Here is a 12,766-nt window from a genome sequence, read left to right on the forward strand (position 1 = left end):
CCGGCTCCGGTCGAGATAGTTCAGGCGATCGATGACACCACGAGGTGACCTTGATGCGAATGGACGGGGACAGCTGGGACATCGTGACGAGCGTGGGGCTGACCGCCTTGGGCGTCGCCACGTTCCGCGCACTCGAGACGATCGATCCCGAGCCGATGATCCGCGACGACTACGCGGCGTGGTTCGTCGAGGCGGCGGGTGAACCGCACTTCACGCAGATGCTGGAGGACCCGGCATCCGTGGGCGACATGACGCGGTTCGGGCGGTTCATGGGTGTCCGGACGAGGTTCTTCGACGAGTTCTTCGCCACGGCGTGGCAGCAGGGTGTGCGGCAGGCGGTGATCCTGGCATCCGGCCTGGATGTGCGCGCGTACCGGCTGGATTGGCCCGCGGGCACGGTCGTCTTCGAGATCGATCAGCCCCGGGTGCTGGAGTTCAAGGACCAGGTTCTCGCCGAGCACGGTGCCGTGGCCAAGGCCGATCGGCGCGTGGTCGCGGTCGATCTGCGCGACGATTGGCCCGCTGCGCTCACCGCCGCGGGATTCGATCCGGAGCGGCCGACGGCATGGTCGGCCGAGGGGCTGTTGCCGTTCCTGCCGGGTTCGGCACACGACGCCTTGTTCGAACGCATCGACGCCCTGTCCGCGCCCGGCAGCAGCGTGGCCACCGACGACTTCGGCCGCGGCTTGGACCCGCAACGCTTCGAAGACACGGAGGAGAAGTTCTTCGGCAGCAACCCCTTCGGGAACCTGGACGTGAGCGACCTCTGGTACGACGACGCCCGCGCTGTTCCCGGCGACTGGCTGGCACGGCACGGCTGGTCGGTCCAGAGCACCGCCCCTGTCGACCTCGCCGCCGGCTACGGCCACCCGATCACCGACATGCCCGCCGAATTGCTCGATCTCATGCAGCAGGCGCACTATGTGAGCGCCGAAAAGCGCCGGTGAACCCGCATATTCGGGGTCACAAAATTCGGTACATGAAACAAAATGAGAAATATTCGGCTTCGATCTTGCGTCAGGTTCTGTCGGATTAGTATTTCGAATCCCATCGGCATTCGCCGCGACAGTTCGGTCCGGTCGTATAATTCCGTTATGGCGGATGAGCGGTCCTCCACGGAATTCCCCGAGTCGCCCGTTCTCGTGGTGCAGACGCGAGAACACGTCTATCGGCTACGCGCCGGGGGTGCATACAACATCGGCCGTGATCCGACCGCCGACATTGTTGTCACCGATCCGCGTGTTTCGGCCTTGCATGCCGTGCTGGAGAAGGGATCGCACGGCTGGGAAATCGAGGACGCGCACAGCCTGAACGGCACCTTCTTCGACGGTCAGCGCGTCGAGCGGATGCTGATCGACCACGAGGAGACCTTCAAGCTGGGGCATGCCAAAGACGGTGCGCGGCTGTCCTGCTCGCTGGAAGCGTCAGCCGAGCCCGAGCCCGAGCCAGATGACGATTTCGGTGGGGACACGATGGTCGTCCCGAATCCTGGCTATGACCTCGACGATGAAACAACGGTCACCAAGTTCGAGCCGGGCCTGCCCCGGCGAGTGTCGCGGTCGTCGCCTCCGGCCGCCCAGCCCACCGCGGTGGTACGAATCGTCTCGGGCACGCTCCGGATCGGGCGCGCCGCCGACAACGACATCGTCGTGCCCGACCTCATGGTCTCTCGCCATCACGCCGAACTACAGGTGATCGCCGAAGGCAAATATCGAGTCGTCGACCTTGACAGCCACAACGGCACCTACGTCAACGGCCACCGGATCGAGACTGCGGATCTGTCCGAATCCGACCTGATCGGCATGGGGCACACCACCTACCGGCTCGTCGGCAACGAACTGCGCGAGTCTGTCGACACCGGTGACATCTCGGTCTGTGTCCAGAACCTCATCGTGCGGACACCGGAAGGCAAAGTGCTGCTCGACGACGTGACCTTCCCCATCGCGCAGCGCTCACTCGTCGGGGTCATCGGACCCAGCGGAGCGGGCAAGTCGACGCTGTTGGGCGCGGTCACCGGGCTGCGGCCTGCGACCGAGGGGACCGTCCGCTACGACGGACGCGACCTGTACACCGATTACGACGAGCTGAGACACCGGATCGGGTTGGTTCCGCAGGAGGACATCCTGCACAAAGAGCTCGCCACGCGCCGCGCCCTGCTCTACGCGGCCGAGCTGCGCTTCCCCGGTGACACACAGAGCGAGGAGCGCGAGCAGCGAGTCGACGAAGTCCTCGACGAACTCGGCCTGTCGCGGCATGCCGACACCCGCATCGATCGGCTCTCCGGCGGGCAACGCAAACGGGTGAGTGTCGCATTGGAACTGCTGACCAAACCGTCGCTGTTGTTCCTCGACGAACCGACCTCCGGCCTGGATCCCGGCCTGGACAAGACGGTCATGGAAATGCTGTCCGAACTCGCCCACGACGGGCGGACCGTCATCGTCGTCACCCACAGCGTGGCGAATCTCGATTCCTGTGACCGCCTGCTGGTGCTGGTGCCCGGCGGCAAGCTTGCTTACTACGGGCCGCCCGCAGAGGGCTTGCAGGAGTTCGGGCAGCGCACCTGGGCCGAGGTGTTCCAGGCATTCGACCGGGAGGAGGACCGCGACTGGGCCGGTGAGTTCCGGAAGTCCCCGCGCTTCGAGAACTACGTCGCTGTCGAGCAGACCGACGTCACCGGACCGGCGGAGGTACACACACCGGCGCCGCCGCCCGCGCCGCAGTCCAAGCTCAGCCAGCTCAGCACACTGTGCCGGCGGTATCTGGCGGTGATCGCCTCGGACCGCAGTTACCTGGCGTTGCTCGGCGCGTTGCCGCTGCTGCTGGGCGGCCTGATCGCCGCGGTGCCGTCGGGCGCCGGTTTCACCGGGGCGCCGGGAACCAACACCGATGCCTCGACCAAGCTCATGATCTTGATATTCGGTGCCTGCTTCGTCGGCACCGGCAACGCGATTCGCGAGATCGTCAAGGAACAGACGATCTATCGCAGAGAACGCGCGGCAGGACTGTCGGCCGGGGTCTATTTGATGTCGAAACTGCTGGTCTTGGGCGTGATCACCGTCCTTCAGACGGCGGTGCTGTTCCTGATCGGCACCATCGGTGAGACCTTCCCGCCGACGGGGATATTCACCTCGGTCCAGCTGGAGTTGATCATGGCGATGGCGATGCTGGGCATCGCGTCGCTGACGTTGGGCTTGCTGGTGTCGGCCGCGGTGGACACCTCGGAAAAGACACTGCCGCTGCTGATCGTGCTGTCGATGGCACAACTGGTGCTCACCGGCGGGCTGGTGCGGCTTCCCGGCACTCCCGTTCTGCAACAGCTGTCCTACCTGTCGCCCTCCCGTTGGGGCTACGGCGCTGCAGCGGCCAGCATCGACCTCGACACCCTCTCGCCGCACAATGGCGGGCCCGACCCGCTGTGGAAACACACCATCGGTACGTGGCTGCTCGATATGGGAGTCGTCGCCGGCCTGGCGGCGATCTTCCTCGCGCTGGCCTGGTATCGCCTGCATCAGATGCGGCCACGCCGCCGCGGCGCCCGCCCCGCCCAGATTTGAGCCTGCTCAACGGATTACCGCTGGGTGGCCATCAGCGGGCGGCCGGGCGGGTGGCGGGCTGAAACTTGAAGGAGACGGCCTCCATCAGGGGCTTGTGCTGGGTCTTCTGCACGGCCGCGATCCGCCACTGACCGTCGGTGTCGCGCACGACGGTGTAGGTAGCCAGCTTGCCCAGCTTGCGGGGGTCTCCCTTCGCGGACTCTCCGCGCGTCACGACGACAGCAGCGTCGGCGCCGTAGTGGCGGATCTCGACGATCTCGACCATGAGCCGGGTGCCCTTCAGGTAGCTGTCGAACAGGGCCTGGTGAGCGCGGCCGATTTCCTCACCACCGTGGTAGACGGTGCCGACGTAGGTGACATCGGTGGCATCGGTGGTGAAGCACGCGCCGTAGGCGGAGCCGTCACCGCGGTTCCAGGCATCCTGGCTGCGCTCGATCAGTGCGGTGATGGCGGTGGTGTCGGCGGTGGTGTTCATGGTGATTCCTTCCGTGCATGGGGGTTATCGAGAGTCGGCCGGCAGGGCCTGCCTCGTCTTCCCTCGTGCTAGTCTCTGCTTAAAAGATTTCTCTTCTTCTACGCGTTATCTTCTCCGAGGAAGAGATTACGAGAGAGGTGTCGCACTTGTCAACGTCTCGGGCCGGAAACGAACACGGCCAGGTCTTCCGCCGATACCAGAGTTCGGTTGTGCTGCATGCCCAGGCCGGCGCCAAGGCCTGTGGTCTCGGCGCCACCGATCTGTATGCGCTGAACATCCTGGAGTTGAGCGGGGCGATGACACCGGGGCAACTCGGTGCTCGCACCGGCCTCACCACGGGTCCCACCACCAGGCTCATCGATCGCCTCGAGCGGGCAGGCTATGTACGCCGGGCCGCGGACCCCGGCGACCGACGCAAGGTCATCGTCGAACCCGTCGGCAAGCCCGCCGACCTGGACGCGGTGCTGGCTCCCGCCCGGCGCGCGATCGGTGACATCATCGCGAGCTACACCCCCGAGCAGCGTGAGCTGCTCTTCGATTACTTCGCTCGAGCGGCCGAGGCCTTCCGGGAAGCCACCGACGAGATCGCCGAACTCGACGAGAAGACGCACTGACCCGACCGGAACGGCGCATACCGCGCTGACCGAAGCGGTCAGCGCGGTATGCGCCGAAGGGCAACGAGCCGAGGGGATCTCAGGGTTGCACTCGACAGCTGGAGTATGTGGGCTCCGGCCTTTCACGCCGCGTGCAGGGCCGCGGTCACCTTGCGAGTCATGTCGTCGACCACGGGGCCGGGCTGACCGTTGCGGTTCGCCTGGGCGGCCGCCTCGATGGCGACCAGCACGGTGGTGCGGAAGTTGTCGGCCTCGGCGGGATCCTGCCGCTCGAGCAGGGCTGTCGCGGCGGACAGGGCCGGGAGAACCTGGTCGGCGAGGTCGGCGACGGTCTTGCCGGACAGGTGAATGTCCTTGGACTTCGCGTTGAGTACGTGTCCGATCTGACCGGTGGCCGACGACAGCGCGAGGGAACCGGCGGTGGCGGCCTTGTGGGGCTTGTCGGAGGCGGCGGCGAGCAGGGAGACGGCACCGTAGGCGGCAGAGCGGATGGTGGCCTTGTCCTGGTCGGTCAGGGTGAGTGCGGCAGACATGGTGTGCTCCTTCGAAATCTGTTGTGGCAGTGGCCCGGATCCGGTGTCGGGTGCGGGCCCGTTCTGTTCGATGCGCCTACTTTGTCCGGCGCGGCTGACAGCGCCCTGATGGCGACCTGACACGGTGGCTGACGCCGCGTTCAGCGGTTCGGTCAAGAGACTCGGGTGAAGACCCGGCCCGCGAGGTCGATGGCGGTGATGTCGCCGTTGGTGTCTCGGGTGAAGTAGCCGCGCTGGCCCCTGAAAGAGCCGTCGGTGATGACGTATTCGTCGCTGCCGGGAAGGAGGCCGAAGGGGAAGGGCGGGTGGTCCTGGGGGATTTCGGCGTCGGCGGCGGCGCGGATTTCGGGCTTGACCCTGCAGTCGAGGTAGAGCTGGTCGCCGTCGGCGTAGCAGGTCATGGTCATGGCGTCGATGTCGTAGACCCCGAACAGTTCCGGGGCGCGCGCGGCGTCGAAGGGGGCCGGCTCGGGATCCTTGTCGACGACGCCGAGATAGTGCTCCAGGGCCCAGCGGATGATGGCCTGGTTGGCGGGGATGCCGTCCGGGCTGGCGTTGGAGAGCACGACCACCGCGAAATCGCGCTCGGGCACCAGCTGGAAATTGGCGAACTGGCCGAAGCCGGAACCGTCGTGGCCGACCGTGCGGACCCCGTCCACATCGCGCAGCATCCAGCACAGGCCGAACGCGTCGGCGAGGGTGCTGGCCCGCAGCTCGACGGTCGGCTGCTGCATCCGGTGCATCAGCTCGGCCGGCAGCACCGGCGCGCCGCTCTCGGTGCGGCCGTCACCGAGGTGGAATCGGCCCCAGCGCAACAGATCCGACACCGTGGAGCCGAGCCCGCCGCCGGGGTTGTTGGCGCGGCTGCCCTTCCAGGCCCGCGACACCTCGAGCTCACCGTGCTCTTGCCGCTCGTGCCCGGCGGCGAAGCGGCGGGTCATGACATCGCCCTCGAAGTAGAAGCTCTCGGCCAGCCCCACCGGCTCCAGAACCGCGTCGGCGACGACCTTTTCGAACGACTCCCCGGTCACCTTCTCGATGACGCGGCCCAGCAGGTTGAACCCCGCCTGGCTGTAGGACGCCCGCTCGCCGGGCGCGCCGATCAGCGGCAGCTCGGCCAGCGTGGCCACGAAAGCGGCCAGCCCGTCCGCACCGTCGCCGGTGTCGTTGATGATGTTCCACTCAAGCCCGGCGGTGTGGTTGAGCAGCTGCCGCACGGTGATCGTCGCCGCGGACTCCTCGTCGATCAGCACCAGCTCCGGCACATAGGTGCGCACCGGCGCGTCCAGATCCACCCGGCCCGCCGCGACCAGCTGCATCAGAGCGGTGGCGGTGAAGGTCTTGCTGGTCGAGCCGATCGCGAAGATCGTGTGCTCGGTGATCGGCACCGGGTTCTCGGTGCTGGTCACGCCGACATTGGCGTGGATCTGCCGCCCGTCGACCCAAATGCCGACGGCCATGCCGGGCATCCCGTACTCGGCGGCGGTGGCCGCGACGAACTCGGTCAGGGCGGAATCGGTGTGCGCGTTCTCGGACATTGCGGTGCCTTTCGGTGATGGCTGTTCGTGTGTGTCCATGACGATGCCGACCCGCGCTGACAGCCCGCCGACAGTGCGCTGACCGCCGCCCGTCAGTGGCGTGGATCCCGGTCAGCGGCGGCTGTGAGTGAAGTCACCCGAGCCGATTTCCGGCTCCGACCGGGGGCTCACCACCCTCTCAGCCGCAGCTCAGCTTCGAGTCAGCAATTGCTAAGAGGCCGTGGGCAACGTGGGGGCCTGATTCGTGACACCTGGACAAACGACTCGTCACGCCAGAGAAAAACTGCCGAAGGAGAAAGCGTGCGTTCAACGAAGACCTGGGGCAGCGCGGTATTGGCCTTGACCGCAACCGTTCTGCTACCGGTGGCCGCGGGCGCCGCCTCCGCCGACCCGGGGACCTCGCTGAACTTCGCGGGCACCTCCGCCAACGGCTCTCGCATCGCCTCCAGCAAGGCCACCGACGCACGCACCCTGAACCTGCAGGTCTATTCGGCGGCCATGGACAAGAACATCGAGGTCGATGTGCAGCGCGCCGCCGATACCTCGGCGCCCACCCCGGTGCTGTACCTGCTCAACGGCGCGGGCGGCGGTACCGACTCCGCGACCTGGCAGAAGCAGACCGACGTCCTGAACTTCCTGTCCGACAAGAACGTCAACGTGGTGCAGCCGATCGGCGGCGGCTTCAGTTACTACACCGACTGGCGCGAGCCGGATCCCACCCTGGGCGTGAACAAGTGGAAGACCTTCCTCACCGAGGAACTGCCGCCGCTCATCGACCAGGCGCTGAACACCAACGGCCGCAATGCCATTGCCGGTCTGTCCATGGCGGGCACCTCGGTGCTGCAGCTGCCCATCGCCGCGCCCGGCCTCTACCAGTCGGTGGCCGCCTACAGCGGCTGCGCCCAGATCAGCGATCTGCTCGGCTACAGCATGGTCAATACCGTGGTCGCCGCGGGCGGCGGCGACAGCGCGAACATGTACGGCCCGCACTCCGATCCCATGTGGGCCGCCAACGATCCCTACGTGCACGCCGACCAGCTGCGCGGCCTGAACCTGTTCATTTCCAGCGGTTCCGGCCTGCCGGGCCCGTGGGACACCCTCGGCGGCACGCACACCCTGCCCGGCGCGGGCGGCTGGGCGAACCAGGTGGCCCTGGGCGGCACGCTCGAGGCCGCCACCAACTACTGCACCCACAACCTGAAGGCCAAGCTCGACGGCCTCGGTATTCCGGCCACCTACGACTTGACGCCCACCGGCACCCACTCGTGGGGGTACTGGCAGGACGCGCTGAAGAAGTCGTGGCCCGTCCTGGCGACCGGTCTGGGCCTGCCGGCCTGACCGGTACATCGACGAAACCGGCACGCCTTCAGGGGAAGCGAGCCGGTTTCGTCTTGTGTACACGTGTGGTAACGAGGGTGGGAATCGCGCCCTGACCCTACGGCCGGAAACGTACTCTCGGAGTCAGTTCAGTTCCGGGCCAGCATTTTCCGAAGCCGCTCGGCACGCTGAAGTGCTGACTCGTGACAACCGGGAACCTGCCGGAGGAGTCAGCGTGCGTTCCACAATTACCCTGGGCAGCGCGGTATCGGCCTTGATCGCAACCATTCTGGTGTCGATGGCCGCGGGCACGGCCTCCGCCCAACCGGACACCCCGGTGACCTACACCGGCACTTCCGCCGACGGCTCACGCATCGTCTCCAGCACGACCACCGGCACCCGTCTCGTGACGCTGCAGGTCTATTCGGCCGCCATGGACAAGAGCATTCAGGTTGATGTACACCGGCCGGCCGGCACCTCCGAGCCCGCCCCGGTGCTGTACCTGCTCGGTGGCGCGGGCGCCGCCGACGCCGTGACCTGGCAGACGCAGACCGATGTGCTGGACTTCCTGGCCGAGAAGAACGTCGATGTGGTGCAGCCGATCGGCGGGGATTTCACCTACTACACCGATTGGCGCGCCCCGGATCCCGTTCTGGGCGTGAACAAGTGGAAGACCTTCCTGACCGAGGAACTGCCACCGCTCATCGACGAGGCGCTGAATGCCAACGGGCGCAACGCGATCGCGGGTCTGTCGATGGCGGGCACCTCGGCGTTGCAGCTGCCCATCGCCGCGCCCGGGTTGTATCGGTCGGTTGCGGTCTACAGCGGCTGCGCCCAGATCAGTGACCCCATCGGATATCACTTCGCCGATGACGTGGTCACCAAGGGCGGCGGGGACAGCGCGAACATGTATGGCCCCGACGGCGATCCCGAGTGGGCCGTCAACGATCCCTATGTGCACGCCGACCAGCTGCGCGGCCTGAATCTGTTCATCTCCAGTGGTTCCGGGCTGCCGGGCCGGTGGGACGCCCCCGGCGGCCCGCACACCCTGCCGGGCACGGACGGCTGGCTCCAGCAGTTGACCATCGGTGGCGGGATCGAGGCCGCCACCGACTTCTGCAGCCACAATCTGAAGGCCAAGCTCGACGGCCTCGGCATCGCGGCCACCTACGACTTCACGCCGACCGGCACCCACTCGTGGGGTTATTGGGAGGACGCGATGAAGCGGTCGTGGCCCGTCCTGGCTGCTGGTCTGGGCCTGCCCGCCTGACCACGGACGACGAAACCGGCCCGCCGCCGAGAGGAAGCGAGCCGGTTTCGCCGGGTCCGGGCCGACTACGCGGTGAGCTCGAAGTTCGGATACCCGTTGTCGCGCTCGTCGTCGCAGTAGCGGCGGTAGTTGCCGAAACCGCCGATGTAGGGCATGAATACGCGCTTCTTGCCCTCGATGTTCGCGCCCATGTACCAGGAGTTGGCCTTCACGAACAGCGTGCCCTCGGCGACCTCGAGCAGGTGATCGGTCCACTTGACCGCCGCCTCCGCGCTGGCCTCGGCCTTGCGGATCCCGTTGGCGCGGCAGTGCTCCACCAGCGCCAGCACCCAGTCCAGCTGCTGCTCGGAGTGCAGCACCATGTTCGCCATCACCGACGGGGTGCCGACACTGTTGATGCTGAACATGTTCGGGAAGCCGGGGATGCCGAAGCCCAGGTAGGTGACCGGCCCGTCGGCCCACAGCTCACCGAGGCGGGCATCCCGCGCGCCGTGCATGTCGATGCGCAGCAGCGCGCCGGTCATGGCGTCGAAACCCGTTGCGTAGACCAGCGCGTCGAGTTCGATGAACTTGTCGGCGGTCCGGATGCCGGTCGGGGTGACCTCCTCGATGGCCTCGCGGCGCAGGTTCACCAGCGACACGTTCGGCCGGTTGAACATCTCGTAGTAGCCGGAGTCGGTGCAGATGCGCTTGGTGCCGATCGGGTGGTCGTAGGGGATGAGGTCGTCGGCCACCGCCTGGTCGTCCACCTTGGCGCGGATCTTGGCGACCGCGAACTCGCGCACCAGCTCGTTGGCGGCCAGATCGCTGTTCTGGTCGGGGAAGACCTTGTTGAACAGCACGCCGCCGCCGTCCCAGCGGTCCTGCATGGCCTGCTCGCGCTCCTCGGCGGTCAGGTCCAGGGCCTTGGTCTCCAGCGAGCGGTGCGGGGTGGCGGCCGGTGCGTAGTAGGAGTTCTCGCGCCGCTGCTGGTAGGTGGCGCGGATCTCGCCCTGCTCCTCGTCGGTCCACGGCCGGTTGGGCACCGGAACGCTGAAGTTGGCCGAACGCTGGAAGACGGTGAGTGCCTCGGCCTCCCGCGCGATGATCGGCGCGACCTGGATGCCGGAGGAGCCGGTGCCGATGACGCCGACCCGCTTGCCCTCGAAGGACACGCCCTGCTCCGGCCACTGCGCGGTGAAAAGCTCCTCGCCCGCGAAGGTTTCGATGCCGGGGATGTTCGGCTTGATCGGCGCGGACAGGCAGCCGGTGGCGAAAACCACGAACTGCGAGCGGAATTCGTCGCCGGCCTCGGTGCGCAGCGTCCAGACGGCCGCCTCGTCGTCGAAGCGGGCGCCGACGACGCGCTGACCGAACCGGTAGCGCTGCTTCAGCTCGAAGCGGTCCGCCACATGGTTGATGTAGGCGAGGATCTCCGGCTGGGCGGCGAAACGCTCGGTCCAGGTCCAGCCCTGCTGCAGGTCCTCGTCGAACGAGTAGGAGTAGTCGACGCTCTCCACGTCGCAGCGCGCACCCGGGTAGCGGTTCCAGAACCAGGTGCCGCCGACACCCTCGCCCGCCTCCAGGCCGAGCACGTTCAATCCGGCCTTCGCCGCCTGGTGGACGCCGTAGAGTCCGGCGAATCCGGCACCGATGATGATCACATCGAATGGGCTGCCCTGCTCGGGATGCATGCGCGACCTCTCACTATTCGTCTCGAGATATTTCGAATAGGCATATCGTCACGGCGCATGCGGGCACTCGGCGATACCACGTCCCACTGACCAGGAGCCGAGTCCCGGGAAATACTCGCTATTCGTGCGATGGTTCGCCGGTCACAATGTGATCGGCGTGGTTCAGGCCCTCGCGGACCAGGCGGGCCAGGTGGCCGTCGCGGATGCGATAGATGATGCGGCGGCCCTCGCGGCGGGTGTCGACCAGGCCGCTGAAGCGGAGTTTGGCCAGATGCTGGCTGACCGCGGTGCGGGAGGCGCCACAGGCTTCGGTGAGGGCGGTGACATCGGCCTCGTCGGAGGCGAGGATCCAGAGGATGTGCAGGCGGGTCGGATCCGACAGCATGCGGAAGGTGGCGGTGGCCACGTCCAGGTGGGGCTGATCCGGACGGACCGGGTGGATGAGGCTGGGTGCGGCAGGTGCCGGTTCGGTCTCCTCGCTCACCAGTTCACCTTCCTGCCGCCGCCGTCACCGCCTCGGGGCCCGTCGGCACGTGTGCGGGCCAGGCGCGGGCCGCCGTCGTAGCTGCCAGTGTAGCGACGGCGGCCAGCACGATCGCCGTGGTCGGCAGGCCCGCCAGCGCGCCCAGCTTGCCCGCGACCGGGTAGGTCACCAGGAAGCACGCGTGCGAGAGGGAGAACTGCGCGGTGAAAACGGCTGTGCGGGTGTCGGGTTCGGACTGGGCGCGCAGCAGGCGGGCGGACGGGGTGTTGATCATCGAGGTGCCCGCGCCCAGCAGCACCCAGGTCACCGACAGCACGAGCGCACCGGCCCCGCGGGGGAGCAGGGTCGGCAGCGACGCCGCGATCAGGCCCAGTGGCAGCAGTACGCAGCCGGTCATCATGAAACTGCGGTCCGGCACCCGCGCCAGCAAACGCGGGGTCGACAGCGCCACCGCCATGGAGCCGAATCCGAAGCAGCCCAGCGCCAGTGCCACCGCGGTATTGGAGCCGCCCAGCTGATCCCGCACGTACACAACGGTATTCACGATCACCAGCGCGGTGGCCGCGGCCACCACCATGTTCATGGCCAGCAGCCCGCGCAGCACCGGCCGGTTCATCATGATCCGGGCGCCCGCGGTGATGCGCCGCAGCAGCGGGTCGGACCGCTCGGGCGCGGCGAGCCGGGGCAGCCGGGTGGTCACCACCAGCAGCGCCGAGGCCACGAAACCGGCCGCGGTGCCCACGAACAGCGAGTGATAGCTGATGACCGTCAGCAGCGCGGCCGCCAGCACCGGGCTCAGCAGCGACTCCATGTCGTAGGCCAGCCGCGAGAGCGACAGCCCGCGGGTGTAGTGCTCCTCGTCGACCAGGATCGAGGGGATCAGCGACTGGAACGCCGGCGTGAAGGTGGCCGAGGCCGACTGCAGCAGCGCGATCAGCACATAGATCTGCCAGGTGTGCGTGACGAACGGCAGCATGAGCGCGATTCCCGCGCGCACCGCGTCCGCCGACACCAGGACCAGCTTCCGGGGCAGCCGCAGGGTGAGCGCCGAGATCACCGGCGCGACAGCCACATACGCCACCATCTTGATGGCCAGCGCGGTGCCCAGCACCGCGCCCGCCTGGCCCCCGGCCACCTCGTAGGCGAGCAGGCCCAGGGCCACGGTGAGCAGTCCGGTTCCGATCAGGGCAACCACCTGGGCGGTGAACAGCTTGCGGAACCGGGGATCGCGGAGCACGTCGAGCACACAGTTACTATAAGCCTATATGTGCGCAGTTGTGCACATGATGTCGGATATATGTGGGGTCG

Annotated in this window: 11 protein-coding genes; 5 read left to right on the forward strand and 6 right to left on the reverse strand. The window is 67.3% G+C overall.

What is annotated here, in order from left to right; genetic code table 11:
* The first annotated feature begins 50 nt into the window (after positions 1-50).
* Both ACWEQQ_RS18940 and ACWEQQ_RS18945 read left to right on the forward strand, forming a co-directional pair.
* Positions 51-947, forward strand: a complete 897-nt coding sequence (locus ACWEQQ_RS18940; protein ID WP_452339633.1) for a class I SAM-dependent methyltransferase — start codon at positions 51-53, stop codon at positions 945-947.
* A 42-nt stretch (positions 948-989) separates the two neighbouring features.
* Positions 990-3,554, forward strand: coding sequence for an FHA domain-containing protein (locus tag ACWEQQ_RS18945; RefSeq protein WP_452349087.1), 2,565 nt, complete (start codon positions 990-992; stop codon positions 3,552-3,554).
* A 31-nt stretch (positions 3,555-3,585) separates the two neighbouring features.
* Here the strand turns inward: ACWEQQ_RS18945 and ACWEQQ_RS18950 are convergent, their stop codons facing one another.
* Positions 3,586-4,029 carry an SgcJ/EcaC family oxidoreductase gene (locus ACWEQQ_RS18950; RefSeq protein WP_452349088.1) on the reverse strand — a complete coding sequence of 148 codons (444 nt, stop codon included), beginning with the start codon at positions 4,027-4,029 and terminating at the stop codon, positions 3,586-3,588.
* Positions 4,030-4,238: 209 nt separating this feature from the next.
* Between ACWEQQ_RS18950 and ACWEQQ_RS18955 the strand changes: the two genes are divergently transcribed.
* The gene (locus tag ACWEQQ_RS18955; protein ID WP_452349089.1) at positions 4,239-4,643 is read left to right on the forward strand and encodes a MarR family winged helix-turn-helix transcriptional regulator; all 405 of its coding nucleotides are present in this window, start codon (positions 4,239-4,241) and stop codon (positions 4,641-4,643) included.
* 122 nt (positions 4,644-4,765) lie between these two features.
* Here ACWEQQ_RS18955 and ACWEQQ_RS18960 read toward each other — a convergent pair whose 3' ends face one another.
* Entirely contained in the window at positions 4,766-5,176 is a 411-nt protein-coding gene (locus tag ACWEQQ_RS18960) for a hypothetical protein (RefSeq protein WP_452349090.1), read from the reverse strand.
* Positions 5,177-5,328: 152 nt separating this feature from the next.
* Positions 5,329-6,714: a serine hydrolase domain-containing protein gene (locus tag ACWEQQ_RS18965; protein WP_452349091.1), complete on the reverse strand. Its 1,386-nt coding sequence runs from the start codon at positions 6,712-6,714 to the stop codon at positions 5,329-5,331.
* Between the two features lie 300 nt (positions 6,715-7,014).
* Here ACWEQQ_RS18965 and ACWEQQ_RS18970 point away from each other — a divergent pair, with 300 nt between their 5' ends.
* Both ACWEQQ_RS18970 and ACWEQQ_RS18975 read left to right on the forward strand, forming a co-directional pair.
* A complete protein-coding gene (locus tag ACWEQQ_RS18970; RefSeq protein ID WP_452339552.1) occupies positions 7,015-8,052 on the forward strand; it encodes an alpha/beta hydrolase in 1,038 nt (345 codons plus the stop codon).
* A 277-nt stretch (positions 8,053-8,329) separates the two neighbouring features.
* Positions 8,330-9,301, forward strand: a complete 972-nt coding sequence (locus ACWEQQ_RS18975; RefSeq protein ID WP_452349186.1) for an alpha/beta hydrolase — start codon at positions 8,330-8,332, stop codon at positions 9,299-9,301.
* Between the two features lie 65 nt (positions 9,302-9,366).
* Here the strand turns inward: ACWEQQ_RS18975 and ACWEQQ_RS18980 are convergent, their stop codons facing one another.
* The 3 genes from ACWEQQ_RS18980 to ACWEQQ_RS18990 form a co-directional block, all read right to left on the reverse strand.
* Positions 9,367-10,974: a flavin-containing monooxygenase gene (locus tag ACWEQQ_RS18980; protein WP_452339551.1), complete on the reverse strand. Its 1,608-nt coding sequence runs from the start codon at positions 10,972-10,974 to the stop codon at positions 9,367-9,369.
* 118 nt (positions 10,975-11,092) lie between these two features.
* Complete coding sequence (locus ACWEQQ_RS18985) at positions 11,093-11,458, reverse strand: ArsR/SmtB family transcription factor (RefSeq protein WP_379378476.1); 366 nt, start codon at positions 11,456-11,458, stop codon at positions 11,093-11,095.
* Between the two features lie 4 nt (positions 11,459-11,462).
* A complete protein-coding gene (locus ACWEQQ_RS18990) occupies positions 11,463-12,704 on the reverse strand; it encodes an MFS transporter (RefSeq protein ID WP_452349092.1) in 1,242 nt (413 codons plus the stop codon).
* Between the last annotated feature and the right edge of the window lie 62 nt (positions 12,705-12,766).

The sequence above is a fragment of the Nocardia sp. NPDC004123 genome, assembly GCF_053603795.1.

What these genes read in the sequence shown, in the direction of transcription:
- ACWEQQ_RS18950 (WP_452349088.1), bottom strand. Translation starts at nt 4,029, where the DNA reads ATGAACACCACCGCCGACACCACCGCCATCACCGCACTGATCGAGCGC.
- ACWEQQ_RS18960 (WP_452349090.1), bottom strand. Translation starts at nt 5,176, where the DNA reads ATGTCTGCCGCACTCACCCTGACCGACCAGGACAAGGCCACCATCCGC.
- ACWEQQ_RS18965 (WP_452349091.1), bottom strand. Translation starts at nt 6,714, where the DNA reads ATGTCCGAGAACGCGCACACCGATTCCGCCCTGACCGAGTTCGTCGCG.
- ACWEQQ_RS18945 (WP_452349087.1), top strand. Translation starts at nt 990, where the DNA reads ATGAGAAATATTCGGCTTCGATCTTGCGTCAGGTTCTGTCGGATTAGT.
- ACWEQQ_RS18980 (WP_452339551.1), bottom strand. Translation starts at nt 10,974, where the DNA reads ATGCATCCCGAGCAGGGCAGCCCATTCGATGTGATCATCATCGGTGCC.
- ACWEQQ_RS18975 (WP_452349186.1), top strand. Translation starts at nt 8,330, where the DNA reads ATGGCCGCGGGCACGGCCTCCGCCCAACCGGACACCCCGGTGACCTAC.